Raw genomic sequence first — 26,613 nt, forward strand, 5'->3', positions numbered from 1 at the left:
GTATTCTGATTGTAAAATTTTATCAACAGCGTTTTGGTGAACGAGAAGTGCTATCGATTTCTTGAATTATTCGCTTGTATATATCTAGATCTTGTGACCCGTATATCCGATTATTCCCGAAGCGCATCTTTTAATCGGCTGTTCATGCCTGTGGAAGCAGATGCTTTTCGTATCGATTCAAGCTTCATTTTCTTGATTGTTTCGGCCATTAGATCTTGATCTTTTTCAAGTTTTTCGATGTATTCAAGCAGCTCCGGCACTGTATATCCAGCATCTTTAAACAGTTTTTCTAGCAATGCTCTTATTTGTTCTGCAGTTGTGTTTACGATTTTCAGGACCCCCAAAATAGCAATAAAATGTCACTATCACATCATATCCTCATCTGTTAAAATAGTCGAGTGCGCCAAAAAAATAGATTAATATTTTCTCCATAATTTTCATTGACTACTCCTATATATTGATGTAGAATCAAAAACATCAACTACATATTGATGTGGATTGGTGCCTTCAACGATTACCAGCGGTATATCTTGAACAAGCGCAGCTGACGGAATTGCTAGTCAGAAGCGCTTTTTAATTGCTTGATTACAGTAAGGGAGCGAACGTGTTATGCTAGTCGTCTATGATTCCAAAACAGGCAACGTCAAGCGTTTCATTAAAAAATTGAATATGCGGGCGGTGCCGATTGATGAGAGGGAAGAAGTTGACGAGCCGTTCGTGCTAGTAACATACACAACAGGGTTCGGCCAAGTTCCAGAGAAGGTAACTTCGTTTCTAGAAAGCAACTCTGGCATGCTCCGCGGCGTTTCGGCGAGCGGCAACCGCAACTGGGGAACCGGGTTCGCTAAAAGCGCGGATACGATCTCACAAATGTACGATGTTCCAGTGATTTTGAAGTTTGAATTGTCAGGTACGAATCAAGATACGCAACATTTTGTCGAAAGGGTGCGAACCATTGAAGCATATTGAATTGAATAACGAATTGATGCAGCGCGGTGCAGACGGATTTTACCAGCTTGATAAAGATAAAGAGGCTGTCGCTGCATTTATGGAAGAAGTGGCCGAGAAGAGCGTGAAGTTCGACTCCCTCAAACATAAGCTAGAATACTTAATCGAAAACGATTATTACGATAATGTATACGAAAAGTATACATATGAGCAGGTTGAAGCTGTATTTACACTAACGGCAAACAGCGGCTTTGAATTCCAATCCTACATGGCAGCATCGAAGTTCTATAAGGACTACGCGATGAAGACCAACAACAAATCGCAATACTTGGAGCAATATTCCGATCGTGTAGCTATCGTTGCCTTGCATTTGGGCGAAGGCGATGCAGCTAGAGCACTTCGAATAGCGGAAGCGATGATTGACCAACGTTTGCAGCCAGCTACCCCTACCTTCCTCAACGCAGGCAAGAGCCGCCGCGGAGAAATGGTTTCCTGCTTCCTGCTAGAAATGGACGACTCTCTTAACTCCATCAACTATGTACTCGGCACATGTATGCAGCTCTCCAAAATCGGTGGTGGCGTAGCCGTCAACCTATCGAAGCTTCGTGGACGCGGTGAGCCTATTAAAGGCGTAGAAGGCGCAGCAAAAGGCATTATGCCGGTGCTGAAGCTTATGGAGGATGCTTTCTCCTACGCAGACCAAATGGGACAACGCAAAGGTTCTGGTGCAGGCTACTACAATATTTTCGGCTGGGATATTATTGAATTCCTAGATTGCAAAAAAATTAACGCAGACGAAAAAGCACGCATTAAAACTCTTTCGATCGGCCTAATTATTCCGAATAAATTTTATGAGCTAGCTGCTCAAAACAAACCGCTATTCGTGTTCGGTCCACATTCCGTTCAGAAAGCATACGGAAAGCATCTCGACGATATGGATATGGACGAGATGTACGAAGAGCTGCTGGCTAATGAACTTGTAACGAAGAAAAAAGTAATGAACGCACGCGACATGTTGACAAAAATCGCTTCGATTCAACTAGAATCTGGCTACCCATATATTATGAACAAATCGAATGCTAACAGCGTTCACGCTTTGAAGGATATCGGCTCTATCAAAATGTCCAACCTGTGCACAGAAATATTCCAGCTTCAGGAGACATCTGAAATTAAGGATTACGGCTACGAGGATGTCATTAACCGTGATATTAGCTGCAACCTTGCTTCTCTTAATATTGTTAACGTAATGGAGCACAAAAAGGTGAAGGAATCGGTACATGTTGGTATCGAAGCTTTGACGACGGTTAGTGATTTGTCTAATATCGACAATGCACCAGGCGTTCGCAAAGCGAATGAGGAGCTTCACTCTGTAGGACTTGGCGCGATGAATCTAAATGGATACCTTGCGAAAAACAAAATCGCTTACGAAAGTGAAGAAGCGAAAGATTTTGCCGGCGTATTCTTTATGATGATGAACTACTACTCCATTGAGCAAAGCATGGAGATCGCCAAAGAGCGCGGGATTACTTTCAAAGACTTCGACCGTTCGGAGTATGCGAAGGGCACATACTTCACTCGTTATGTGGAAAATGATTACCGTCCAAAAACAGACCGCGTGAAGGAATTGTTCGACGGTATGGAAATTCCATCACCTGAGGACTGGGCTGCACTTAAAGTAAAAGTCCAAGAACACGGCTTGTACCATGCTTATCGTTTGGCGATTGCGCCTACACAAAGCATTTCGTATATCCAAAATGCAACTTCAAGCGTAATGCCGATTGTTGAGCATATCGAGACACGTACGTATGCAAACTCAACAACTTATTATCCAATGCCTTATTTGGCGCAGGAAAATTACTTCTACTACAAATCGGCTTACAACATTGATCAGTTCAAGCTGATTGATCTTATTGCAGAGATCGGACAGCATATTGACCAAGGTATTTCGACTGTACTGCATGTTAACAGCAATGTGACGACTCGTGAGCTGGCGCGCTTCTATGTTTATGCTGCTCAAAAAGGTCTTAAATCGCTTTATTATACAAGAACGAAGCGGCTTTCCGTTGAGGAATGCACGAGCTGCGCAGTTTAAAATATAAGAAAGTATATGTTTTTCATATACTTTTCTTATATTTCTCCGCGAAACGAAAGCTATGCCTCTAAAAGACGGCATAGCCGTTTACGCTTGAGTACTATTTAAATGACGCTTACGTAGCAAAGAAGGAGCTCACCAAATGAAAGCAGTAAACTGGAACCGCCCAGATGACGATTTCACGTTAACATTCTGGCAGCAAAATGTAATGCAATTTTGGACGGATGAAGAAATTCCGTTATCAGATGATAAAATGGACTGGATGGAAATGACGGACGCGGAGCGCACGTTGTACAAAAACGTGCTCGGCGGTCTGACTTTGCTTGATACGATTCAAGGCGGCGTCGGCATGCCGAAGATTTTGGAGCATGTGGATGGCTTGCAGCGCAAAGCAGTATTGTCATTTATGTCGATGATGGAGCAAATCCATGCCAAATCGTACAGCAGCATCTTCACTACACTTGCTTCTGGCGAAGAGATCGACGAAATTTTCCTGTGGGTCGAGCAGAACGAACAGCTTCAGAAGAAAGCAAACCTGATTTCTTCTTGGTATTCGAACATCACTGGCCCGAAAGAGCTTTACAAAGCGATGGCTGCTTCTGTATTCCTGGAGAGCTACTTGTTCTATAGCGGATTCTTCTATCCGCTTTACTTGGCTGGACAAGGTAAAATGACGAGCAGCGGCGAAATTATCGATTTGATTTTGCGTGACGAGAGCATCCATGGCTTGTACGTTGGCGTTCTAGCACAAGAGCTGTTCCAAACGTTTAGTCCTGAGGAGCAAGCACAGCTGGAAATCGAAATTTATGCATTGCTTAACGAGCTATACGAGAATGAGATTGTGTATACAGAGCATCTTTATGCACCGCTTGGCCTTGCTGAGGAAGTAAATGTTTACGTCCGCTACAATGCGAACAAAGCGCTTATGAATCTCGGTATGGAGCCGCATTTCCCTGAGGAAGCGGTAAATCCAATCGTGTTCAATGGTATCAGTACGCATACGAAGCAGCATGATTTCTTCTCCAAAAAAGGTAATGGCTACGTACGTACAATTCACGTTGAGCCGCTTAATGATGACGATTTTGTTTTCAACTTCTAATAAAACCTAATGTAAATGCAACATACGAGTCGCTCTTTATTCAGCCTTCTAGGCAGAAAAAGAGCGATTTTTGATTTTTTTGTTGAGGAAACAATTGACACATTATTCTTTCGATGTTAGTATTTCCCTCTCAAAACTTGCGCGGAGGTAAAAATAGTGATTACAGTTCATGGGATAAGTAAATCGTATCAGGTTGCTAAACGCTCTTCAGGCGTTAAGCAAGCAGTAAAGGCATTATTCAAAAGGGAATACAAAGTTGTGGAAGCGCTTAACGATATTTCTTTCACGATTGAGCCGGGTGAGATTGTGGGGTACATCGGACCTAACGGGGCGGGCAAGTCAACGACCATTAAAGTGATGAGCGGTATTCTTGTGCCAGACAGCGGTACATGTACGGTCATGGGTTTTACGCCGTGGAAGGATCGGGTCGCGTATGTGAAGCATATCGGTGTAGTTTTCGGTCAGCGTTCTCAGCTGTGGTGGGACGTGCCAGTCATCGATTCCTTTGATCTGCTGCGGGATATTTATAAGGTGCCAGAGCAGGAGTATCAAAGCACATTAGCATTGCTTACAGAAACGCTTGAGCTGCAGGAAATCATTCAAATGCCAGTAAGACAGCTTAGTCTGGGACAAAGGATGCGCTGCGAAATTGCGGCTTCCCTGCTGCACAGCCCAAGTGTACTATTTCTGGATGAGCCCACAATTGGCCTCGATGCCGTATCCAAAATCGCTGTGCGCCGCTTCATTAAGACGATAAATGAAGAGAAAGGCGTTACGATCATTTTGACCACACATGACATGAATGATATTGAAGCGCTTGCGAACCGGATTATTCTCATTGGCAAAGGAAAGCTGCTTTATGATGGCAGCCTTAGTGCGATACGCAGCCAGTTCGGAACACAAAAAACGATTACAGTCGTATACAGCCACCGCGCTGAGCCGCTTGAGATTGCTGGTGCTGTCGTTGAAGAATGGTCGCCTGAGCGTGCAGTGCTAAGCGTCGATACAGCTCAGGTTGTCATAAGCGATGTGCTCATCCGTCTGTCCGAGCAGGTGGAGCTTCTCGATGTCACGATTGATACCTTGCCTATTGAAGATATGATCGTTCAGCTGTATAAGGAGCATCAAATATAATGAAAGCGTATATTTCGGTATTTAAGCTGCGTCTCACATACGGATTGCAATACCGTACCGCAGCGCTGGCGGGAGTTGCGACTCAATTTTTTTGGGGTTTCATTATCATTATGGTGTTTGAAGCGTTTTATAGCGGCACAACAACTCCGCCTCCGATTTCATTGAAGCAGCTTATCACATATGTATGGCTGCAGCAGGCTTTTCTTTCGTTCGTTATGTTGTGGTTCCGTGACAATGAGCTATTCGGACTTATAACGACAGGCAATATTGCTTACGAGCTTTGCAGACCTAGCGGCATTTACGGATTATGGTATGCCAAGCTTATTGCACAGCGGCTCGCGAGCGCCATTCTAAAAAGTATCCCTGTTTTAATCGTAGCTTTTTTTCTGCCAGAGCCTTACCGGATGCCGCTGCCGGAAGATCCAGCAGCCTTTGTTTTGTTTATCGTTGCATTATTGCTTGGACTGCTTATGATTGTTGCCCTTTCTATGTTGATGTACATATCCGTGTTCGTTACGCTTTCGCCGGCTGGCTCGCTTCTCATGTTTGGTGTAATCGGCGAATTTCTGGCAGGCATGGTTATACCCGTGCCGCTTATGCCCTCATGGCTGCAAAACATTGTATATGTGCTGCCGTTTCGATGGACGGCGGATTTCCCATTTCGGGTTTACTCGGGACATATTGCTAAGGAAGAAGCGCTCATCGGTATCGGTGTTCAACTGGTTTGGTTTGTTGTACTAGTGGGCTTAGGCAGGCTGGCAATGGCAAAAGCATTACGTAGAGTCGTTGTGAATGGAGGGTAACCCTTATGAGATTGTTCGGTAAATATATTTTGATCATGTTTAAGTCGCAAACGCAGTACCTAACCTCATTTTGGCTGCTCTCCTTAGGTCAATTTTTTGTCCCATTTTCTGTTTTTGCAGGATTGTATTTTATGTTTGAGCGTTTTGGTCAAATTGAGGGTTGGAATTTTCAAGAAGTAGCGTTATGCTTTTCTATTATTCATATGTCATTTGCGATTAGTGAATGTTTTGCACGCGGTTTCGATTCGTTCTCTACGTTGGTCGTTAATGGAGATTTTGACCGTCTGCTGGTTAGGCCGCGCAGTACCGTGCTTCAGGTGCTCGGCTCGAAATTCGAATTTTCACGTGTGGGACGGCTGCTGCAAAGCGTAATCATCTTGACGTGGGCTTTAAGTGAGCTTACGATCGAGTGGACATTGCTTAAAACAATAACTCTTATTTTTATGATTTTGAGCGGTGTCTTTGTTTTCTCTGGTATCTTTATACTGGCTGCAACGATGTGTTTTTGGACGGTTCAAGGTCTTGAGATTGCAAATATATTTACGGACGGAGGGCGGGAGATGGCCCAGTATCCGTTAAGCATTTATAAGAAATGGGTGACTCGTTTTTTTACGTTCGTCATCCCTTTTGGAAGTGTCAATTATTTGCCATTGCTCTACTTGTTAGACAGAACCTCTGGGAATGAACTGCTCTATATGATTTCGCCAATAGCCGGCATCCTCTTTATTTTGCCTTGTCTGCTTGTATGGAACATCGGTGTTCGTCATTATCGCTCGACAGGCTCTTAATATGAACAGCACTTTATGATAACAGCAAAGGAGCGTAATGTTATGAAATCAATAGCGGTACGGGAATTAGCAGCGCAATTATCATTAGAAATATTAGCAGGAGCCGATAAGCTCGATCGACAGATTGTTAAAGCAAGAGCTTATCGACCAGGACTTGAATTTGTTGGATACTACGATTTTTTCCCACAGGAGCATGTTCAAATTTTGGGCAGGAAGGAAATTACATACCTGCACTCCTTAAGTGAAGAAGAACGCAATCACCATATTGGCAATATTGTTAAATATCATCCGCCTTGCTTTGTAGTCTCTGCGGGTCAGGAAGGTCTAAAATATTTGACCAAATATTGCGATCAAGAAGGCATTCCTTTGCTGCGAACGAAGCTTCCAACGGTGCAATTGCTTGGCATGCTGGATGCTTATCTGCTCAAAACGCTTGCTCCGGAAATATCGATTCATGGGATTTGCTTAAATGTGCTTGGCATTGGCGTGCTGCTGCGCGGCAAGTCAGGCATTGGCAAAAGCGAAACAGCCCATACGCTCATCAAACGGGGCTCTAGGTTAGTTGCTGATGATATCGTTGTACTAAAAAAGCTGAGCTCCCAAACGCTGCTTGGCACGCATAATGAGAAAACAAAGGAGTTTCTAGCTCTGCGCAGCATTGGTCTTATTAATGTTGTGAGATTGTATGGCAGACAGGCGTTTCAAGATGAGACGAGAATTGTACTCGATATTGAATTAACGAAGTGGCGTGATAATGAACTCAATAATGATTTAGAGCTGGAAACCAAATTTACAGATTATATGGGCGTGAAAATTCCTCATATTGAAATCCAAGTGCAGCCGGGCAGAGACGTTGCAGGTTTAATTGAGGCAGCCGCGAATAATTGGTACTTAAAGCAGCAAGGCTATAGTGCGGTAGAAGAATTTATGAAGCGGCTGGAGCAAGGCTAGCGGCTTTGTCAATAATCCGGATAAAGGATTAACATGCAAACGACTATCCAAATACTTGCAAATCATGTTACACTATGGGCAGAGAAAGCTCATCCTAGCGCACAAGTCCTGACAGATTCGAAGGAGGAAATCGCGTGGAAAACTGCTCAATCGTAACAAAACCTGCGCTTCATTTGGCGGGTATCAGCTACTGCGGTCCATATTCATCCTTTCCGGATGAAGCCATTCGGCTGCAAACCGAGTTTTTGACACGCAAGCACGAGTTGAATGATGCAACAAAATCGACCGTATTGTACAGTCCGTACTTCGGCAATGAAGTGTTTGCTACCTACTGGGCTTGTTATGAAGTCCAGCATCTGGAGGAATTGCCTCCTGGCATGGTACAATTCACGATTCCTGAACATCGTTATGCGATGGTCGCTTGCTCCAATAAAAGAATCGGCGAAGGGTACGAGCAACTTCATGCTTGGATAAATGAGCTGCGGCTAGAGAAGCAAGAAAACGCCGTATCGCTGGAGTTGTTTTATATTGACGAGCATCATTTGGAGGAAGAGCCGGTAGAGCTGCTTATTCCGCTCAAAGGATAACCTATATGAAGTGCTTGCACGCAAACGAATCGGAGTATGGAATGGATAACATTCGAGCCGGATCATTTTGTGACAGCAAGCACTTTTTTGTTTGTGGTTGAAACAGATTTAGAGAAGAGGATTTCAAATGTCAGCTATGAGAGATTGGAATAAGCGCTCGTATCGGCAGTATGCCAGCAAGCTAGTAATTGCTGGTATTGCGGCTGGTGCTGTGAGTGGAATCGTGTTAGGCTTTACGATGAAGCTGCTTGAGCACCTTACCGGATCAGCGGTATATGTATTGCTTCTTAATATTGATTTCATAGAATGGCTGCCTTATAAACGAACGGAGACGCTTGAATTTATCCTTCATATGGTTGTTGCACTTCCACTCGGTATTATTTATTTATCCCTGTTGTCGCTTTGGAGAGCTCCGATAGGACTAAGCCTTGGCATGAGTATAGCAGTCGCATGCTGTACGTGGATTCCACTTACACAGCTCTCAGAGCGTACTCCAGCGACTAGCGATGTACAAGCACTGATTTGGTGGTTGCTTGGTCATCTCTTATATGGCGCTATACTATCGTTGTTTGGCGTGACATGGAGTAAGAAAGGAATGTTGGAAAAATGAATTATGCGTTATATATTGTAGATGCATTTACGAATGAAAAATTCAAAGGCAATCCTGCCGCCGTTTGCATTGTAGACGAGCCTAAGTCTGAGCGCTGGATGCAGCAGGTGGCAGCGGAAATGAATCTCTCAGAGACGGCATTTATAGAGCAGGGAGCAGAGCATTATGAGTTAAGATGGTTCACACCGATTGCTGAGATTGATTTATGTGGACATGCTACGCTTGCGACAGCACATATATTATGGGAAACAGGAAGACTGCCACAGCACGAAACGGCGCGATTTATGACGAAAAGCGGGTTATTGACCGCTGTGCATAAAGGGGACTGGATGGAGATGAATTTCCCTTCCGAGCCGCCGGAAGCAGCTGTTGCACCTGAGGAGCTCATTCAGGGTCTGGGTCTCATTCCGAGATATGTTGGCCGCAATCGAATGGACTACTTTGTTGAGCTAGACAGTGAGGATACACTGCGTACGCTGCGGCCTGACTTTGGGATGCTTGCCCGTCTGAGCGCCCGCGGAATTATCGTTACAAGCCGTTCAACAGATGCTGCGTATGACTTTGTATCTCGGGCATTTTTTCCTGGCACAGGGATCGATGAAGACCCCGTAACGGGTTCGGCCCACTGCGCGCTCGCGCCATATTGGGCGAAGAGGCTCCGCAAGCAGGAGTTAACTGGCTATCAGGCATCGGAGCGCGGAGGGATTGTGAAGGTAAGACCGGAAGGCGAGCGAGTGTATTTGCAAGGACAAGCAGTGACCATTCTAAAAGGACAATTGGAGGGTTAATAAAATGTTAATGTTGAAGCTGCCAAAAGAGCAGAAGGAGCAGTTGATTGCTAGCATTCAGCAGTATTTCGAGCTGGAGCGTTCGGAGACGCTTGGATCGATTGCGGCGGAGCAGCTGCTCGATTTTATGATACAAGCGGTTGGGCCGCATGTTTATAATCATGCGATTAAAGATGCACGCCAAACGGTGCTTGAGCGGATGCAAACGCTGGAAGACGAGCTTTATTCACTAGAGAAGCCAACTGCGGCAAAGCGATAACGATTGGGCTTGGCAGCTGTTAGGTACAGCGAGAAGGCAGGACAGCTATTGAAATTGGTAAGCATATGACTAATATTGAGTACTTACGCTTTTCCCAGAAGCAAACAATGAAAAGGCACTGATCATCAAGGCTATAAGCCTCATGATCAGTGCCTTTTCATTGTTTATGCTTTTGATTTTTTGGAAGCAGCTGATGATCTGAACGGGGTTACTTTATTTTTGCCCGTCGTTTTGGAATAGTACATCGCTTCGTCAGCCTGCTTAATCATTTCTTGAACAACCTTGCTTTCTTTGGAGGTGCTGAAGCCGATGCTTATCGTAACCATCGTTTCCTGCTCGACTCTGCGCCGAATGGATTCAGCTACAATTTCAGGTTTTACGCGCTCCGTGCTAATGCAGCTTAGCAGCTCTTCTCCGCCATAACGGCCCGCTGATCCGATGCCGCTCGATTCTTCCTTAATAATCTCGGAAACCTGCTTCAGTACGCCATCGGCTTTATGGTGGCCATGGGTATCATTCAATTTCTTAAAGTTGTCGATATCGCAAAAAATAATAGCCATCGGCTTGTTGCTCTGAAGCAGCTGCTCCGCCTTTGAAGAGAAATGGCGCCGATTATACAATCCAGTCAAACCATCCATAATTGACGATTGATAGGTAAACATCAACCTCTCGATTACCCACTCGAACAAGAGAATAAACAACAGGGTATAATATACAATTGGCAGCAGCTGGCTAATCGTCAGTAACCAAGTCAATGAGCCATGAAATACATAGGCATTCGACAGCCTAGCAAGCTCGCTTGCAAAAAACACGATTAAGCTCGCATAATATTTGGAGCTCATGTGGGCGCTTCTTGTATCAAGCATAATCATGAAAATAACGATTAAACCATAGAAATCGAGTGCCGGGTATGTAAAAGCTTGCGCATGAACGACCGTGTCCATCGAATTGGGCATAATCGCAAATTGTATGCCTGCAATAACGAATGTCATCATACTCATAATGATAAAGGGAATGACTTTAAGCTGTGCCGTTCGATGAGTATATAATTTCATGAAAACAAAGTTTATAATAATAAAAGATAGGATTTGAAGTATGGTAAAGGCTAAATGTAGAAATGGTGATAATGACCAGCCTGGATAAGCGAGCACGACGAGCAGGCATTGCTTAATAATAATGATTGGGATGGCTGTAATGAGCAAGCGATAAATTCGTTTGTTGCGGTAGCTTACATAAAGCCGAACCGACATGAAGAGCATTAAGATCAGAATGACGATGACCGCCGATGAAGAGAGCAGTTGTCCATTTGGTCCTGAAAGCCATTGTGTAAGAGTCATGAGTTACCCACCGTTATCTAGTATTAGTTTCAATAGCTTTACAGAAACATATGTTCTAATATATCATGTTTTACGGTGAACGAATAGTTGAATTACATGTTTTACGTTGAAAGGATGGGACACATGAATATTTTACAAGCGTTATTTTTTCCACCGGAGCAGCCGGGCGGAGTTTCTTCCATGATCCCGTATATTCAAGATAGATTCATTAAGTTTGGTTGGCAAATGGAATTGTTCTCTCTGCCTAAGCGGGTTAGAAGCAAAGGACAGGAAGAAGTGACATTTGAAACCTTTGATCACACGATCTACAGCGGAAATGTAATGGTCGATAAATATATTCAAACGTATAAAGATTACGTATGGTGGACAAAGATGCGCATCAAAAAGCCATACGATATTATACACGCGCATCATCCCATAGCTGGACTTGTCATGAAGCAGCTATTTCCAGATACTCCGCTTGCGATGACGATCCATTCCAGCTATGAACGGGAGCTTATTCTAAACGGCAAGATTAAAGAGGGCGGGCCTGAACATCGATTCCTTATGAGTCTTTATGGCGAGCTGGAAGCGAAGGCAGATCAATTGCTGACCGTTTCCGAGTCCTTCCGTACCTATATCGCTCCTCATATCAAGCATCCAGAGAAAATAAAGGTTATTCCAAATGGTTTTGACGAGAAACGATTTAAACCAATATCCCATGAGAATGCGGTAACGCAGCTCATTACGGTGTGCAGGCTCGTCCCTGCCAAAGGGCTCGATGTACTGCTGCGCGCATGCGCAGAGCTTAAGCAAAAGGGTCATCCGTTTGTTCTTCATATCATTGGCGATGGACCGATTCGCGAGGAGCTTGAAGCATTAGCAGTTGAGCTTGATTTGTATGACGATATTATCTTTTACGGCTATATGCTGCATCCGGAAGAGTTTATGCCGTTTTTTGATGTATTTGTATTGCCTTCTCGCGCTGAGGCCTTCGGCTCCGTGTTCGCAGAAGCTGCTTTATGCTCGCTTGCACTTGTCGGCACGAATGTAGGAGGCATCGCCGAGCAAATCGAAGATGGCGTTAACGGATTGTTAGTACCGCCGGAAGATGCGACAGCTCTTGCTGATGCGCTGGAGAAGGTCGTAACCGATCCCACTTATCGTTATCATCTGGCAAGGTCTGGTTCGGATAAAGCCAAAAAGGTATATTCACTTCAACGAGTGATTGCACAGCTGAAAAAAGTTTATATTCAAATGAAGCCGGAATAACGGCTCATTATATCGGAATAGGCGGTTATAAAATGTCGGTACCTTTTCGATTTATCCATGCAGCAGATTTGCATTTAGACAGCCCTTTCCGAGGGCTTGCGAAGGCTCCGGATCAAGTGCGAGAGGTGCTCAGCGAGTCCACCTTTGCAGCGCTGCGTCAGCTAACGCAGACCGCCATACGCGAGCAGGTGGATTTTATCGTGCTGGCTGGCGATTTGTTCGATGAAGCAGATCGCTCGCTTAGAGCACAGCTTATGCTCGTACGAGAGTGGCAAAAGCTGCAGGAGCACGGAATATCCGTATATGTGATCCATGGAAATCACGACCCGTTAAATGGCGAGCGAGCAGACTTAGAACTGCCGGCAAACGTGCATATATTTGGAGCGGATCAAATGGAATATCGGCCGGCTTACCGTACTAACGGTGAGCTGGCTGCATTTGTTTACGGCAGGTCATACGGAAAACGCGTCGTCTCGGAAAATATAGCTGCGGCTTATCAAATACAGCAGGAAGCGCCCTTTCATATCGCGCTGCTGCACGGAAATGTTGATGGCGATGGAACGCATGACCCGTATGCTCCATGCTCGCTGGGCGAGCTTATCGGGGGCAAGGGCTTTGATTATTGGGCGCTAGGCCATATCCATAAACGAAGGGTGCTGCATGAATACCCTCACGTCGTATACGCAGGCAACACACAAGGAAGAAATCCGCGTGAAGTAGGAGCAAAGGGCTGTTACTTGGTGGAGGTAACCGCTGCAAGAGCGGTAGAGCTGACCTTTATGCCGCTGGATGAAGTCAGGTGGCACGAGTATGACTTCTCCATCTTTGAGCTGAGTACAGAACAGGAGCTTTTGCAGCAATTGGAAGGTCTGATTGACAGAATATTAGCTGAAGCGGAAGGCCGCTCGGTTATGCTTCGACTTTGCTTGACAGGTCGCGGGCTGCTGCATCAGAAGCTATCGGAGCCAGCGGTTGTTCGAACGCTGCTTGAGCAATTGCAGGAGGGCAGGGCGATATCGTCAACTGAACCATGGATCTTCGTGCATGGGCTAGAGGTGAATACAGGGGCTGCGATCAACTGGGAGGAGCTGGCGGTGGAAGACAGCTTTACCGGAGAGCTCGTTCGATTTAGCGCAGCATTAACGGAGGATGAGAAGTTATGGCAGGATTTTGCCAAAAATGCTGTGAGCCCGGCAGCAGGGCATGCGAAGCTTGGCAGGCTTATGTTTAACCATTGGGACGAGCCTCCCGAGCGCTGGCTAGAGCAAGCGCGCGAGCTGACGCTTGGTTTGCTTCATGATCATGAACGTGGCGGATGATGATAGGGCGAGTGCAGCTTGTATCTGCAAAAGCCTATAGGAGATGACAGGTAGCATGAAGCTTTTGAAGGCTGAAATTGACGGTTTCGGACAGCTATATAGGAAGCAAATACCGCTCGATGCGGCGGTCATTATCGTATATGGTCCAAATGAAGCGGGAAAAAGCACGGTATTCGGCTTTATCCGATCGATGCTTTTTGGTTTTGCCAAACGCGGACAGTCGAATGAGCGGCAAGAACCGGTGAATGGCGGCAAGCATGGCGGTCGGATGTTTTTTCAAAGTGCAGAAGATGGAGCATACGTTGTTGAGCGGTATGCGGCTGATGGATTAGGCAAGCTTAAGCTTCGCGCTCTAAGCCATGCAGCTGGCAATGACGAATTGTTAAATGAACCATTCATTAGCGTTATTGCTGCAGCAGATAAAGCTCTCGAAGAAGCAGCACTCACACAAACGGAATGGGAACGGCAGTTTTTAGGAGGCATTAGCGAAAAATTGTATCGACAGTTATTCGCCATTACGCTGACTGAACTGCAAGCAATCGGCGCATTGTCGGGAGAAGAGCTTGGACAATATTTGTATCAAGCAGGGTGGGACAACGGAAAATCGATAGCAGCAGCTGAGAAGCGTTTAGCACAGGAGATGGACCTTCTCTTTAAGCCTCGCGGAGCTAATCAACAAATTAATCAGCATTTGAAAACGCTTGAGCAAATAGATGTGCAGCTTCGGAAGCGCGCAGATGCCATTGTGTCCTACAATCAGTTGACGCAGCAGACGGGCCAGCTGGATGCATTCTTGCAGCAGCTGGAATTGGAGCTGCCAGCAAAGGAAGCAAGGCAAATGCTGCTTCATAAAGCTTGCACGACTAGGCCTTTGTGGATTCGCAAGCAGCAGCTGATGATTGAGCGCGAGCAAGTCGCTTACGCTGCAGAGCTGTCGCCGCATGCGGAGAAGGAATGGGACGAGCTGCAAAGGCAAAGAGCTGAGCTGCGCGAAGAAGCTGAGAAGCAAAGGCAGAAAGCGCTGCTGATGGAGCTGCATCTTGAAGCGATAAGTTATGATGAGCAGCTTCTTCGTATTGGAGATGAGACGGAAGCACTGCTTCAGGCAGCTGAGAGCATGCGCCAGCTGAAGCAGGACAGCATGGAGCTGGAATCAGAGCTGCGCGAGCATGATGAGATGATTGCGAGGCTCGTTACCAGCATCGCGCCGGAATGGACAGAGCGTCAGTTGAGGGAGCTTCACGTTACGATAGCCGATCGTGACCTTGTGCGCAGCGCTAAGCAGCAGGAGCTGGAGCATGCGCGAGGAGAGGAGCGATTCGCGGCTGAGCTTGAGACGCTTAAGCAGCAGGAGCAGGAAGCGTCTATCGCTTTGGAGGAGGCGAGGTCAGCCGCCGCACGGGAGAAGGAGCGCAGCGAGCAGGAGGGCAGCACCGGATTTGAGGTGCTGCCGCGCACGCGAGATGCGCTGAAGGGGGCGTGGAACGCCCTCGATAGCGCGCTGCGCGAGTGGGAGCTCGAGCGGGCGCGCTCTGCCGGAGCCGCTGCAGCCGCAAGCGATAGCGAGTCGGCTGGCCGCGGCGCGGCAGCTTCGGGCCGAGGCGGAGCCGGCCCTTGGTGGGCTGCGGCGGCAGGAGCGGGCGGAGCCGCGCTGGCGCTTGGAGCTGCCGCGCTTGGCGGAGCAGGGCGCGGTGCAGGTATTGCTGCGCTGGCGCTGGCGGGAGCGGCGCTTGCGTTTGTTGTTGTGGCGCTGCTGCGGAGTCGCGGCGCTGGGAGTGCAGCAGCAGGCGAGAGCGGCGATCAGCTGCGTGGACGCGGGCGTTCGCGAGGGCGCGGCGGAGCAGCTGCGCTTACTGGCACGGAACTTAATGAACGAGAAAAACGAGTGCATCAAGCTTTAGAGATGATTGTACATAATCCGCAAGAGGCAGCTGCTGCCCTGCTTGCGGCAAAGCATTACAGCTCGCCAGAGCATCTGCTCGCTGCGGAACAAGCGCGCACACAGCTGCGCGCCGCAGTCGAAGCCCGTCTCGAGGCGCTGCAGCGCAGCGAGCGCCTCATCGACCATAGCAGCGAGCTCGCCCGCCGCCTAGAGCGGCTGCGCGCGCACGCTGCAGGACGCAGCGAGGCTGCCGCTGCTGCTGCACAAGCAAGGCAAGCCATCGCCCATCAGTGGGCTGACTGGCTTGCAGCTCGCTCGCTGCCGGCGGGAATGTCGCCGGCCGCTGCGCTCGAAGCATTCGAGCTTGCCGAGCAAGCTTTGCAGCGGCTGCAGCATTACGACCGGCTGTCGGCGAAACAAGCCGCCGCAGGCAAACAGCTGGCTGCTTTCGCTGCGCAAGCAGCGAAGCTGTGCGGGCATTTCAAGGAAGCGGCCGCAGCGGCGGCTGCTGACCCAGCCCTCGCGCTGCGCCTGCTGCATGCCGAAATTCGCCGCCATGCTGCAGCCAAACAAGAAGCGCGCGCTATTATTGCGCGCTGCGATGAGCTGCGCATGGCGCAGCAGGCTGCTGAATCCCGGCAGCTTGAGCTAGAGAGCCAAGTGTTGATTGCAGTGGAAGCGGCTGGTCTATCAAGTGAAGCTCAATATGAGCTGGCCATTTCGCATCATAGCATATGGACTGCGCTTGAGCTTGAGTTGTCGAAGCTTGCGTTGGAAATAACGGCTGGCATGTCAGCGGAGAGAATTTCCGAGCTCGAGCATTTGTTTGGCAGCTATGATGAAGAGCAGCTGCAGCAGCTGCATTTGGAGTCGCAGACGGAGCTGAAAGAGCTGGAGCGGCAAAAGCAGGATCAGCTTGAAAAGCGGGGGAGAGTGCGGCAGTCGCTAGACCATCTTTTGCAGGAAGAGGAGCATCAAAGGCTGCTTTCTGATAAAGCGATGACGGTTGCCCAGATCGAGAAGGATGCAGAGCGGTATGCGGTCCTTTCTATTAGTGCAGCATTAATTAGCCGAACAAAACGTGTTTATGAAGAAGAGCGTCAGCCTGTCGTGCTTCGCAATGCGTCGCGCTATATGATGGAGCTGACAGGTGGCAAATATATTCGGGTACTTACAACGCCAGGCGAACAGGGAATCAGGCTGGAAACAGCGGAGCACCGTCTCATCGACAGCGGAATGTTAAGCAGAGGAACAGCGGAGCAGGTTTATTTGGCGATGCGCCTTGCTTTGGCGGAGGAAGCAACAAGTGGAGCGAAGCTTCCTCTTATGCTGGATGATGTGTTTGTTAATTTCGACAAAGGCAGGCTGCATGCAGTAACCAAGCTGCTCGCATCCTTATCGAGTGAAAGGCAAATGATAGTTATGACATGTCATGAGCATGTTCGAGACGCAATGCTTGAGCATTGCGAGGGTGCGTTACTCGTACAAATATGATGATCTATAGCAGCCAGCTGCTCTCTAATGAGTAATAACACGTTTGCGGATAATTAAGATGAGCCAGCCCAAGCTGACCAAGCCGAATAACGGATAAAGAGTTGATAGCAGCGGACCAAATCCGATCTGGCTGGCTACATAACAAATCGCGAGGATAAGAAGTACAATCAAGCTCCGAGCCCATTTCAAACGCTCATGAAGCTGAAGGGTGAGGCCGTAAATGTCTGCAATGAGTGTCGTGAAGATTTCAGCGAAAATAATGAAAACGTAAATAAACTGTACGCTAGGCCCTAGCTGCCTAGCAATCCCACCCATCGGTATTGCGAATTGTTGAATGCCTGGCATATGAACGGAAAGCGCGATGTGACCAGCCAGCAGCATGAACCCGATACCGATTCCTCCGACCCATGAGCCAGCAATAATGACTTTGCGGTCACGAATTTCTGCTCCCAGCGGTACAAGCACAGCTTGCGACATTGAGAGGTTGAAGGCGGTATATAAAAAAGGTGAAGCCCAAGCGGCCCAGATGGAATGGTCGCTTGATAAAGTAATGAACTTGTCTGCGCCTGGCGTTTGAAATGTATTGATTATGATGAGTACAGTGAACAGCAGCATAACAGGAACGACGATCGCATTGACCGTTAGAATAGCATTCATTCCTTTGCGCAGCAAAAAATAACAAGCGGCAATCGTAATAAGAAGACCTGATTGATATGAAATATTCCAATGCTCATAAAAGATGGTGCCGGCACCTGCGAGCATAACAGCGGTTACGCCAAGGAGTACGACTAACATGAAGTGGCTGATAAGTCGTCCATATTTGTCGCCGAACAAGGCTTTATTTAAGTCTTCGTACGACTTTGCTCTAATTTCACTTGCAATGAGCATCATCTTGGTGCCTAGCCAAATGAACAAAATGGTAGATATAACAATCGTGACCGTACCCCAGTAACCGAAGCGGGTAAAAAACTGAAGTATTTCTTGGCCGGTGGCAAAACCGGCCCCCACGATTGTCCCCATGTAAGTTGAAGCGATTTGCAATACTTTCCCAGTACGTTTCCACATCGTCTACCGTCCTCCGTTCGAAAACCCTCTATAATTAGAAGGTATGTCCAAACGGGGACAGGCATGACTTTTTTCAAAATATTACGATTTTCTACGGGATATTTAGAAGCAGAGAGGGCCTTAATTTAGTAGCGGCGGTAGTGCTGTGGTGTATTTTCTTCAATGGAGCCTTGGTTTGCTCTTTATATTAGTTACGCATGCTAAATTCTGTCTAGCTGGTAGCGAGAAGCTTAATGGAAATGATTTCGTTATGCTCGGGATCAAGATCCAGCTTAAGCAGCGCTTTGTTTGCTTTGTAAGTGAGCAAATAGGCGGTTTGCTTCTCAGGCTTGCCAAGTGCAAGCAGTGCAGCTTCCGGATTGTCCCCAATTTGCAGGCCGCTTAGGCCGGCTTGAATGTTTTTTTCAAAAAGCTCTATAAATTGTGTTTTTTTCTTAGCATTGATTCCAACTGCAAATCCGTCATATTCAAGCACGGTAACAGGATCCGTATCTTCTTCAAGCTTGTAGCTGTCTTGCGGATTGCCAAACTGCTTAACAACAGAAGCATGGGTATCGCCAATTGCTACGCCATGGAGAAGAGGCGCGTCTGCTTGCCACAATGCATCCTCACTTTCGGTTTTTACCGGCGCTTTGGGATTCTCTGGCTTGCTGACTGCTGAGGTTTCAGCGTTTGTATTGCTGCTCGTATCCACTTTGTTCATATGAGGCTCGTCCATTTGAATCTCATTTTCCGTTAGCTCAGAGTAAGAGTTCTGAGGGCTGTTAGGCTTGCTCGTCTGCTTGGTCAGAAGAGGAGCTGTGTCATCCGTGTAAGTATCGGGCGTGATCGTCGATGCGCTCTGGCAGCTGGCAAGCAATAAGGCAAGCGTTGAAGTTGCCGCGAGCATAGCCGCTTTTTTCGTAAATAATCGATTGGTTTTCAAGGTTTACACTCCTTTCCCTATAGGAAATATCATCGGTATAATGAACAATATTTATAAATGTGCAGCTAAATTCGTTCAAAAGTTAGGTTATTAAATTAGACGTGTAAAATGTGGTAAAAGTTTCTCTATTTTACTGTAGATATGAAATTTCCCGCTCGAATTCGCTAGATTTTTTTGGGATTAAAAACGATCCCTTCAATAGGGTTGCACTTTTTGCCTGACCTATGGTACGGTATCAAAAAGGATTTTGGTGGAGGTAATGAAAGATGGAAAGTTTAAAACAACGTATTTTAGCAGAATCATCCGTATTGTCTAGCAATGTACTGCGGATGGATGCTTTGATCAACCACCAGGTCGACCCAGCATTGACAATGGAAATGGGACAAGAGTTTGCAAGGCGCTTCGCGGAGGAGCAAATTACGAAGGTGATAACGGTGGAGTCGTCGGGAATACCCGCTGCCTTTGCAACCGCATATACTCTAGGAGTGCCGCTCGTTTTCGCTCGCCGCAAGAAGACATTAATTGCTGATCCGGATGCATATGTAGAACGTGTTCCTTCCTTTACAAAGGGAATGGTGACTGATATTATGGTGTCCAAACAGTTTCTAACGGCTGAAGATCGGGTACTCTTTATTGATGACATTATTGCCAACGGCGATGCAGCGCGTGGATTGATAAAAATTATTCAGCGCTCGGGAGCAGCTTTAGTTGGACTTGGCGTCGTTGTCGAGAAGTCATTTCAAGCTGGAGGAAGAACATTGCGGGAACAAGGAATTCGTGTGGAGCCGCTCGTTCGCATTTCATCGCTTGATAACGGTGAAATTAAATTTGAGTAATAAGTTCCAGTACAAATGTTCTTTTCGCATCCGGCATTATCGCTTATAATGGTACAGAAGTGATCGAGGGGAGGCACATACTATGGGGGAAATGTCTGCAGAGTTTATGTATACAAAGCTAAGCGATGCTAAAGTCCACTTTGAGCGTGCACTAGATTGTAAACATACGGAATTTGATGATTTATATCCTTATATGATTGAGCATCCGCAATTTTTCTGGTACAAACGTTATGTCGCATGGTCAGAGCTGCTCACCATCGTGAAGCTTTGCGACGAATTGTCTATTGAATGGCGGGAGCAATTCACTGACCGTCAAGGCGAATATATCGGCAAACGAGTGATGTCATCGCGCGTGCTGGATGAGTGGTATGAAACGAATGACGCGAAAGAGCATGCAGGTTAACTTAAAGATTGATATAACTATAAGTTAAACCTTATTATTATTTTATATTTTGAAGTAAACCTCAATGTGATGCGTAAGCATCCATTGAGGTTTTTCAATAATCATATAGGTTAGAATAGAAGCAGGAGGAATTGCAATGATAAGTGAAGAGCAATTGGATCAATATCGCGTAAGCGGTGAGACGATAAGAGTTGTAAGAGATGCAATCGAAGCAAATGACGTTAAAGGTATCGTTGTAGCATGGGACGAGTCCTCTGTCGTTATTCGCAGACCAAATCGCCGGGTAGTGAAGCTAAGCCGTACATATAGTTATACACCAGCATCAGAGGATCGGCTTAATCTATTTCCTGATGAGAATTAGCAATCGCATGAATGGCATCAAGCGCTTCTTTGCCGATTCCAAGCTTGTATCCCTCTGACATGTAACGGATTCGTCCTACATTATCCAAAACAAACAGGATGGGAAACTGTTCCATCCTCTTCGGCACGACCAAGGGCTGAAAGAGGTTAAGGCCAGCGTATGACTGATCAAGGTGGAAAGAAGCGTTTCGTGGCAAGGCAGCATCTTGTTCTAATGAGAAGGATGCGGTCAGCTTATCTTCACCCGCTGTCAATATAACTAGGCCATTCCATGCCTCAAATGCAGGAGCCAGCTCTCGAAGCTCTCTCAGCAGATGTTTTGAAGGCTCACGGTCTGGCTCGATCCAAGCGATGACTGCGCCTCGTGGCTGAACGGCTGCCTTCATGCTAATCTGTGGAAAGAATAACTCCTTATCCATGGCATCAGCGGAGAGTGAGGCAAGAATTGGAATTTCCATATCCTTGCTGCGGAAGCTCAATGTCAATTTTGTTGTAGCTGATGGAGAAATGTCGAAATAAGCAAGCCGGACCTTTACAGTACCATTTGGAAGTCTTGTTCCGGTTATTAGCCGATATTGTCCGCACACCAATTCGATTGGCGCGTCGAATACGTCCTTTTTGCCAAAAGGGAGCATCTGTGTGTGATACATGCCTTTCGTCCAGCGTGCAATCGTAAAGTTATGGAAATAGGCTGCTTCTTCTACATCTGCTGCTATGTCTTTGATGAAATGAACGTAACCTAGAGCTGGCGCTGAGGTGCCCTCCGAACAAAAGTCAGTCCAATGGCTTAGCATAAAATATTGCGGCCTTAAATCAGTTGGTTCAAGGCGAGATGGTATTCCTAAGCTTCTTGCTGTTGCGATTAGAAGAATGTGGAAGCAAAGCCGATCGCCTTTTTGTAATTCAAAGCTGCCTAGCGGCGTGGCAGAGCCGTTATAATGATTCATGCCTTCGATAATTTCAAATTCACCCGCAAGCCGCTCGTACATGGCCTCAGGTTGACCGCGATACAGTTCCTTTTCTGCTTCCGAGTAACGCTCTTGGAAACGATGCTTGTAGGGTGCAATCATCTCAAAATGTATACGCGGACAAAGAACATACTTGCTGGTAAAAGATTTATCTAAATCGGTATCCTGACTTCCAATCAGAGGCAAAAAACCAAGTAGATGATCATTTAACGAAATTTGAAACGTATCTGTCAAATCCTTATCATGAAGTGATTCCAGCAGCAAAAGCGGCCATTCTCCATATAAAGGCGATTGATTTTGTAAAAAAGCATAAATCTCATGGCTGTTGCCTCTAGCTTTTTGGAGGACGTTCCATACCCGATCTCCACTTAGGGAGAGCTGATCAGCTAGCTGAGAAGACTGCTCCAAGCTAACAAATGTTGTTTCATATGCAGCACGAATTTGGGAACCCTCTTGAATTCGCTCACTATTTTTCTGCTTCTCCTGCTCAGTGGCGGCTGAAGTCAGCTTGCTGTCCACAGATGGCGGGGGGATCATATCAATATCTGAAATGCCGCCTCGAACTTCCTCTTTGCTCATAACCATTGTAAATTCGTTTGCGTCTCCCGTATGGATAAGTATAGAGCCCCAGCCTTCTTCGCTAACAGCATGTATATATAAGCTGCCAAGTCCAGTTGTAAGGGTAACTTGCCCGGCTTGATCTGTCGTCTTTGTCACAATCGTAGAAAACTCGGCGTAATTATACAGCTGGAAGTGTACCTTAGCACTACATGGGGAACCAGCTTGATTAAGTACTTTGATCGTAATAGTCTTGTTTACGGCATAGTTGTCTAGTAAATTAATTTCAGTATACCAAGGATGCTGCAGCGTAATTTCCTCGGGACCTGCATAGTTGGAGGGAACTCTCGTATTAACGAGCATAGCCCTTTTTGCAGGGGCGCTAAACCAGCCTTGGTCTAACTTTGCTTCTGGCTCGCAAGCACCGAGAAAATGCCATCGACCGTCAGCCCAAGCTTCAACCCAAGCATGATTGGAATCACAATGGGCCCAGCGTGGTGTATAGCACTGCCTTGCAGGAATTCCGATGCTGCGGAGTGCAGCAACTGCAAGTGTGGACTGCTCTCCGCAGCGTCCGAGAGTGGTACGGATAATGGTTAAAGGAGATACGGTGCGCTGGTCGTTTCCTATGTAGGTAGCTTTTTCATGGCACCAGTAGTTAGTCTCCAAAATGGCATCTTCCATGGACAGTCCTCGGACGCGATCGAACAATTCATTAAACAACAAGTTTCGAATATCTTCGATGTTCTCGTTATTGACCCGGTAGGGGAGGACAAAGTGGTAAAATAAATGATCGGACACCGTGCTGCCCCATGGCACTTTATTTCGAATAGCAAGAGAAGCCCGTACATGGCTAAGAAAAAGTTCACCGTTATAATCAGCTAAGTCATTAAGAGGCATGTAGGCATATAAAAATTGCAGCGCAAACTGCTCATCCGCGCTTAAGGGCTGCTGAAAAACGCTAAATAGCTGCTCTTCACGCAAGCTGGCTAGGCTCCTTTTGTAGGCGAATTTTTCTAGAACCTGTGTTGTCCAGTCTGAATTCATAATTATGATCATTCCTCTCCTAAATACTGCAGGTATACTCGAATGAAGTTGGTATATTTAATTTGCATTATAAAGAATTGATTTGGTATAATCAATACAAGAAATGCATTACGGATAGACTGGAAGTGAATGAACATGCAGTCCGATAACAAACCTTTGTATATGGTCATTCTTGAGGATCTCAAGGAAAAGATAAAATCGGGAGAATATTTGCCTGATCAACAACTTCCAACAGAAGTGGAATTGGCGGAGAAGTCAGGGGTTAGCCGCATTACATCGAAGCGCGCATTAATCGAGCTGGAACGGGAAGGCCTAATATACAGGAAACGCGGAAGCGGGAGCTTCGTCAAAAAACAAGAGATTTATATTGAATCCGATACAGGCACCTCAAATGCCAATCGGATTATTTCAATGATTCTTCCTTATATGGCGACACATGAATCGGACTATATAACCGGAGCATCGGACTATTTGGACGATAAAGGTTATTATTTAAGCATTCATAACAGCAATTGGAGCAGAGACAAAGAGAAGGAACTCCTCGTTCGAATTCCTAAGAACGGTTCAAGCGGCATCATATTGTATCCGATCAGCACCATTAGCAATATCGATTTGATCAATGCTATTTATTGGAACGACTATCCGATTGTAACGATTGATCAGTACTTTGAAGGCATTCCGATTACGAGCGTTACTTCAAATAACTTTGAAGGCGGTTATGAGATCGCGAAGCAGCTGCTTGAGTTTGGCCATGAGCGAATTGCTTTTGTTTCCAGCATCAGCATCGAATTTCGCAGTTCGGTGCGCGATCGGTATCAAGGCTACTGCAATGCGCTGAAGGATTACAAAATTCCGATTGATCCTGACTTAATCGTTTCGGATTTCTATAGACAAGTAGATGAAACAAATAGCAAAACCTTCTATAAATCAATGATTGCTTCGCTGATTCAGGCTGGAGTAACAGCGATTCAAGTTGAGCATGATCACCTTGCCGTCGAACTTCTTAAAAATGCGATTGAAATGGGATTGCAAGTTCCAGGACAGCTTTCAATTGCCGGCTTCGACGATCATATCATTGCGCAGCATGTAGAGGTTCCGCTTACGACCGTAGCCCAAGATTATAACGAAATAGGCCGTAAAGCGGCTGAATTAATCGTTAATCGAATTGAACGAGCTGATTTTTCACCGCAAAAATTACAGGTTCCCGTTCGTGTGGTAGAGAGAGAGTCCATTGGCGTGCAGACGGTAGATGATCAAGCCTCGGTCAAATCGATATAGACAATCTATTTTTCTGCGTCATTCATTTTAATGTAAAAAGCTGGCCCTAATGGCCAGCTTTTTTATTTGGTATAATCAATAATGTATTTTACTATATTAAGTATATTCATTGTTTACAAAAAATAGTATTGCGATTATAATAACTTTTGTAAGCAGGCTAAAAGGTATATCTAATTACATAGCCAAGTCGGTTTGTAATTGAAGTGATGCACCTTGAGAACGAACCGATTGTACAACAATGGATATATCGGTTATTTTTGCTTGCGAAGAATGTAAGCGCTTTATAACTGGTTTTATTATGCCGTTAAGGAGGGCTGTTCGGTATTTCTGTCTAGAGCTTGGTTAAAGCGTTTCGTAATCATGTCTTTTTAAAATTTCAATCCAATATGAATGATGGGGGATTTTAAATGAAAAAGCTAAAATTACGCTCGTTTGCAGTTATTGCTTTAATACTCATGGTTTCGATTGTAGGATGCTCCGGAAAAAATGGTGCTAACAGCAATCAAGGGAAAGAAACGAATGCAGTTTCTCCGACAAATGCTGAACCAACAACAGAAGCGACTGTGGCGCCGGAAGAGAACAAATACGACTTAAAAGGTCAGACGATTAAAATCGGCGTATGGTACGACGGAGCTGATCCAAGATTAGTAGAAGAAAAAGGTCCCGCAGAAGAAGCGCAAATCAAATTGATTGAAGATGCGGAGAAAAAATATAACGGCAAAATTGAATTTGTAAAGTTCGGCGACTATGGAAAGTATATTGAAAATTTCACGACGACCTCTCTCTCAGGCACACCGTTTGCGGATATCGTTCGGATCGAGCTTTTCTGGGCGTTTCCACAGCTTGTGAACAAACAGTTCATTCAGCCAGTTGATGAGTTTTTGGATTTGAACGATCCGAAATATATTAGCTGGATGAAGGTTGGAGGAAGTTATGACGGCAAGCAATACGGGATGACGGATTCAGCTCCTTCTCCGTACGGCATGTTTTATAACAAAACGCTCGTTCAGAAGCTTGGCCTAGAGGATCCATACGAGCTTCAACAAAAAGGCGAATGGACATGGGATAAATTCCGTGAATTTGCAAAAACCGCAACAAAGGATACAGACGGCGATGGAAAAACAGATGTATTTGGCGTAACCGGCGCTTACGGTAAAGTTAAAGCATTTGCAGAGCAGATGGTCTACACGAACAACGGGGCTCTGGACAAGGATGCCAGTGGAGAATACAAATTCGCTATGAACAGTGAAAATGCGATTGAGTCCTTGCAGTTCATATCTGATCTCTACAACACAGATAAATCGATCATGCAGCCGGTTCCTGAGGATGCAGCGAAAGAGTTCATCGCTGGCAAAGGCGTTATCTATGCAGGATTCAGCTGGGAGCTTGGCACGTTTGTCGATAGCATGAAGGATCAACAACTTGGTTATGTTTTCTTCCCGAAAGGCCCTAAGGCTGATCGCTACGTTTCCTACACACCGTTTGGCAATATGTTCATGGTAGCTAAATATTCGAAAAACGCTGAGGTTGCTGTGAAAATTCTTGATGAGATTAGTCTTCATGAAGAGGGCAGAAAGCTAGCCAATGAGTCATGGGAAACTTCTTACCCAAGCAAAGAGTCGCTCGATACTCGGAAACAGATGGCCGACAACATTGAGTATATCTCCTACTATGGCATTCCAGATGGCGAGAAGCTGTTTGAAGGTGTCGTCAAAGAAATTACAGAAGGCAAAGTATCGCCGTCCACTGCAGTTGACAAAATCAAACCGCAGTTTGAAGCGAACATGAACAAATTGCTTCAAGACAACAAATAAAATTTTGTCAAAAACTC

The 26,613-nt window shown here is 46.1% G+C and carries 24 protein-coding genes; 19 read left to right on the forward strand and 5 right to left on the reverse strand.

The genetic code is table 11. The annotated features are described in order from the left end of the window. Positions 1-110: 110 nt before the first annotated feature. Positions 111-296, reverse strand: coding sequence for a hypothetical protein (locus AC0VYE_RS13525; RefSeq protein ID WP_475448578.1), 186 nt, complete (start codon positions 294-296; stop codon positions 111-113). A 313-nt stretch (positions 297-609) separates the two neighbouring features. Here AC0VYE_RS13525 and nrdI point away from each other — a divergent pair, with 313 nt between their 5' ends. The 11 genes from nrdI (at position 610) to AC0VYE_RS13580 (ending at position 10,059) form a co-directional block, all read left to right on the forward strand. Continuing rightward, on the forward strand, positions 610-969 hold the full coding sequence (nrdI, locus tag AC0VYE_RS13530) for a class Ib ribonucleoside-diphosphate reductase assembly flavoprotein NrdI (RefSeq protein ID WP_076270063.1): 360 nt from the start codon (positions 610-612) through the stop codon (positions 967-969). Beyond that, positions 956-3,040 (forward strand): class 1b ribonucleoside-diphosphate reductase subunit alpha, encoded by a 2,085-nt coding sequence (gene nrdE, locus AC0VYE_RS13535; RefSeq protein WP_076270062.1) that lies wholly within the window; start codon positions 956-958, stop codon positions 3,038-3,040. Before nrdI ends, nrdE begins: the two co-directional genes overlap by 14 nt. 142 nt (positions 3,041-3,182) lie before the next feature. Next, positions 3,183-4,139, forward strand: a complete 957-nt coding sequence (gene nrdF / locus AC0VYE_RS13540; RefSeq protein ID WP_076270061.1) for a class 1b ribonucleoside-diphosphate reductase subunit beta — start codon at positions 3,183-3,185, stop codon at positions 4,137-4,139. 156 nt (positions 4,140-4,295) lie between these two features. After that, positions 4,296-5,273, forward strand: a complete 978-nt coding sequence (locus tag AC0VYE_RS13545) for an ABC transporter ATP-binding protein (protein ID WP_475448581.1) — start codon at positions 4,296-4,298, stop codon at positions 5,271-5,273. Next, the gene (locus AC0VYE_RS13550) at positions 5,273-6,076 is read left to right on the forward strand and encodes an ABC transporter permease (RefSeq protein ID WP_076270059.1); all 804 of its coding nucleotides are present in this window, start codon (positions 5,273-5,275) and stop codon (positions 6,074-6,076) included. Before AC0VYE_RS13545 ends, AC0VYE_RS13550 begins: the two co-directional genes overlap by 1 nt. A 5-nt stretch (positions 6,077-6,081) precedes the next feature. After that, positions 6,082-6,864, forward strand: coding sequence for an ABC transporter permease (locus tag AC0VYE_RS13555; protein WP_076270058.1), 783 nt, complete (start codon positions 6,082-6,084; stop codon positions 6,862-6,864). 42 nt (positions 6,865-6,906) lie between these two features. Continuing rightward, positions 6,907-7,815 (forward strand): HPr(Ser) kinase/phosphatase, encoded by a 909-nt coding sequence (gene hprK / locus AC0VYE_RS13560; RefSeq protein WP_475448583.1) that lies wholly within the window; start codon positions 6,907-6,909, stop codon positions 7,813-7,815. 134 nt (positions 7,816-7,949) lie between these two features. Beyond that, the gene (locus AC0VYE_RS13565; protein ID WP_076270056.1) at positions 7,950-8,402 is read left to right on the forward strand and encodes a GyrI-like domain-containing protein; all 453 of its coding nucleotides are present in this window, start codon (positions 7,950-7,952) and stop codon (positions 8,400-8,402) included. A 127-nt stretch (positions 8,403-8,529) separates the two neighbouring features. Beyond that, on the forward strand, positions 8,530-9,012 hold the full coding sequence (locus AC0VYE_RS13570; protein WP_475448585.1) for a hypothetical protein: 483 nt from the start codon (positions 8,530-8,532) through the stop codon (positions 9,010-9,012). Next, positions 9,009-9,800, forward strand: coding sequence for a PhzF family phenazine biosynthesis protein (locus AC0VYE_RS13575; protein WP_475448587.1), 792 nt, complete (start codon positions 9,009-9,011; stop codon positions 9,798-9,800). The genes AC0VYE_RS13570 and AC0VYE_RS13575 overlap by 4 nt, the downstream gene beginning before the upstream one ends. A gap of 4 nt (positions 9,801-9,804) precedes the next feature. Beyond that, on the forward strand, positions 9,805-10,059 hold the full coding sequence (locus tag AC0VYE_RS13580; RefSeq protein ID WP_076270054.1) for a DUF2164 domain-containing protein: 255 nt from the start codon (positions 9,805-9,807) through the stop codon (positions 10,057-10,059). 164 nt (positions 10,060-10,223) lie between these two features. On the opposite strand, the gene AC0VYE_RS13585 is transcribed toward AC0VYE_RS13580, so the two are convergent. After that, complete coding sequence (locus AC0VYE_RS13585) at positions 10,224-11,396, reverse strand: GGDEF domain-containing protein (protein ID WP_475448589.1); 1,173 nt, start codon at positions 11,394-11,396, stop codon at positions 10,224-10,226. 123 nt (positions 11,397-11,519) lie between these two features. Here AC0VYE_RS13585 and AC0VYE_RS13590 point away from each other — a divergent pair, with 123 nt between their 5' ends. From AC0VYE_RS13590 to AC0VYE_RS13600, 3 genes are read left to right on the forward strand one after another with little or no spacing between them, the layout of a single operon-like run. Continuing rightward, on the forward strand, positions 11,520-12,647 hold the full coding sequence (locus tag AC0VYE_RS13590; protein WP_475448591.1) for a glycosyltransferase family 4 protein: 1,128 nt from the start codon (positions 11,520-11,522) through the stop codon (positions 12,645-12,647). A 32-nt stretch (positions 12,648-12,679) separates the two neighbouring features. Then, positions 12,680-13,966, forward strand: coding sequence for a metallophosphoesterase family protein (locus tag AC0VYE_RS13595; RefSeq protein WP_475448593.1), 1,287 nt, complete (start codon positions 12,680-12,682; stop codon positions 13,964-13,966). A gap of 55 nt (positions 13,967-14,021) precedes the next feature. Next, complete coding sequence (locus AC0VYE_RS13600; protein ID WP_475448595.1) at positions 14,022-17,342, forward strand: AAA family ATPase; 3,321 nt, start codon at positions 14,022-14,024, stop codon at positions 17,340-17,342. Positions 17,343-17,366: 24 nt separating this feature from the next. Here AC0VYE_RS13600 and AC0VYE_RS13605 read toward each other — a convergent pair whose 3' ends face one another. Next, positions 17,367-18,407 (reverse strand): YkvI family membrane protein, encoded by a 1,041-nt coding sequence (locus tag AC0VYE_RS13605; RefSeq protein WP_076270049.1) that lies wholly within the window; start codon positions 18,405-18,407, stop codon positions 17,367-17,369. 211 nt (positions 18,408-18,618) lie between these two features. Continuing rightward, positions 18,619-19,332: a hypothetical protein gene (locus AC0VYE_RS13610; protein ID WP_475448597.1), complete on the reverse strand. Its 714-nt coding sequence runs from the start codon at positions 19,330-19,332 to the stop codon at positions 18,619-18,621. A 266-nt stretch (positions 19,333-19,598) separates the two neighbouring features. On the opposite strand from AC0VYE_RS13610, the gene AC0VYE_RS13615 reads away from it, so the two are divergent. The 3 genes from AC0VYE_RS13615 to AC0VYE_RS13625 all read left to right on the forward strand — a co-directional run bounded on the left by AC0VYE_RS13615 (position 19,599) and on the right by AC0VYE_RS13625 (position 20,932). Continuing rightward, positions 19,599-20,168: a xanthine phosphoribosyltransferase gene (locus tag AC0VYE_RS13615; RefSeq protein WP_076270047.1), complete on the forward strand. Its 570-nt coding sequence runs from the start codon at positions 19,599-19,601 to the stop codon at positions 20,166-20,168. A gap of 82 nt (positions 20,169-20,250) precedes the next feature. After that, positions 20,251-20,571 (forward strand): hypothetical protein, encoded by a 321-nt coding sequence (locus AC0VYE_RS13620; RefSeq protein WP_076270046.1) that lies wholly within the window; start codon positions 20,251-20,253, stop codon positions 20,569-20,571. 136 nt (positions 20,572-20,707) lie between these two features. Next, positions 20,708-20,932 carry a hypothetical protein gene (locus tag AC0VYE_RS13625; RefSeq protein WP_076270045.1) on the forward strand — a complete coding sequence of 75 codons (225 nt, stop codon included), beginning with the start codon at positions 20,708-20,710 and terminating at the stop codon, positions 20,930-20,932. Here AC0VYE_RS13625 and AC0VYE_RS13630 read toward each other — a convergent pair. Continuing rightward, on the reverse strand, positions 20,907-23,516 hold the full coding sequence (locus tag AC0VYE_RS13630; protein WP_475448599.1) for a transglutaminase-like domain-containing protein: 2,610 nt from the start codon (positions 23,514-23,516) through the stop codon (positions 20,907-20,909). The two genes, AC0VYE_RS13625 and AC0VYE_RS13630, sit on opposite strands and share 26 nt — an antisense overlap. A 123-nt stretch (positions 23,517-23,639) precedes the next feature. Here AC0VYE_RS13630 and AC0VYE_RS13635 point away from each other — a divergent pair, with 123 nt between their 5' ends. Together AC0VYE_RS13635 and AC0VYE_RS13640 are read left to right on the forward strand one after the other, a co-directional pair. Beyond that, positions 23,640-24,782, forward strand: a complete 1,143-nt coding sequence (locus AC0VYE_RS13635; protein ID WP_475448601.1) for a GntR family transcriptional regulator — start codon at positions 23,640-23,642, stop codon at positions 24,780-24,782. A gap of 407 nt (positions 24,783-25,189) precedes the next feature. After that, positions 25,190-26,596, forward strand: a complete 1,407-nt coding sequence (locus tag AC0VYE_RS13640) for an ABC transporter substrate-binding protein (RefSeq protein WP_076270042.1) — start codon at positions 25,190-25,192, stop codon at positions 26,594-26,596. Positions 26,597-26,613 lie beyond the last annotated feature (17 nt).

The organism is Pristimantibacillus sp. Z349TD_6 (genome assembly GCF_056173205.1).

Bases quoted from the DNA above. Each gene is read 5' to 3' on its own strand.
- AC0VYE_RS13620 (WP_076270046.1), top strand. From the start codon at position 20,251: ATGGGGGAAATGTCTGCAGAGTTTATGTATACAAAGCTAAGCGATGCT.
- AC0VYE_RS13575 (WP_475448587.1), top strand. From the start codon at position 9,009: ATGAATTATGCGTTATATATTGTAGATGCATTTACGAATGAAAAATTC.
- AC0VYE_RS13615 (WP_076270047.1), top strand. From the start codon at position 19,599: ATGGAAAGTTTAAAACAACGTATTTTAGCAGAATCATCCGTATTGTCT.
- AC0VYE_RS13555 (WP_076270058.1), top strand. From the start codon at position 6,082: ATGAGATTGTTCGGTAAATATATTTTGATCATGTTTAAGTCGCAAACG.
- AC0VYE_RS13605 (WP_076270049.1), bottom strand. From the start codon at position 18,407: ATGTGGAAACGTACTGGGAAAGTATTGCAAATCGCTTCAACTTACATG.
- AC0VYE_RS13630 (WP_475448599.1), bottom strand. From the start codon at position 23,516: ATGATCATAATTATGAATTCAGACTGGACAACACAGGTTCTAGAAAAA.
- AC0VYE_RS13640 (WP_076270042.1), top strand. From the start codon at position 25,190: ATGAAAAAGCTAAAATTACGCTCGTTTGCAGTTATTGCTTTAATACTC.
- nrdF (WP_076270061.1), top strand. From the start codon at position 3,183: ATGAAAGCAGTAAACTGGAACCGCCCAGATGACGATTTCACGTTAACA.
- hprK (WP_475448583.1), top strand. From the start codon at position 6,907: ATGAAATCAATAGCGGTACGGGAATTAGCAGCGCAATTATCATTAGAA.
- AC0VYE_RS13580 (WP_076270054.1), top strand. From the start codon at position 9,805: ATGTTAATGTTGAAGCTGCCAAAAGAGCAGAAGGAGCAGTTGATTGCT.
- AC0VYE_RS13550 (WP_076270059.1), top strand. From the start codon at position 5,273: ATGAAAGCGTATATTTCGGTATTTAAGCTGCGTCTCACATACGGATTG.
- AC0VYE_RS13625 (WP_076270045.1), top strand. From the start codon at position 20,708: ATGATAAGTGAAGAGCAATTGGATCAATATCGCGTAAGCGGTGAGACG.
- AC0VYE_RS13595 (WP_475448593.1), top strand. From the start codon at position 12,680: ATGTCGGTACCTTTTCGATTTATCCATGCAGCAGATTTGCATTTAGAC.
- AC0VYE_RS13590 (WP_475448591.1), top strand. From the start codon at position 11,520: ATGAATATTTTACAAGCGTTATTTTTTCCACCGGAGCAGCCGGGCGGA.
- AC0VYE_RS13570 (WP_475448585.1), top strand. From the start codon at position 8,530: ATGTCAGCTATGAGAGATTGGAATAAGCGCTCGTATCGGCAGTATGCC.
- AC0VYE_RS13585 (WP_475448589.1), bottom strand. From the start codon at position 11,396: ATGACTCTTACACAATGGCTTTCAGGACCAAATGGACAACTGCTCTCT.
- AC0VYE_RS13635 (WP_475448601.1), top strand. From the start codon at position 23,640: ATGCAGTCCGATAACAAACCTTTGTATATGGTCATTCTTGAGGATCTC.
- nrdI (WP_076270063.1), top strand. From the start codon at position 610: ATGCTAGTCGTCTATGATTCCAAAACAGGCAACGTCAAGCGTTTCATT.
- AC0VYE_RS13600 (WP_475448595.1), top strand. From the start codon at position 14,022: ATGAAGCTTTTGAAGGCTGAAATTGACGGTTTCGGACAGCTATATAGG.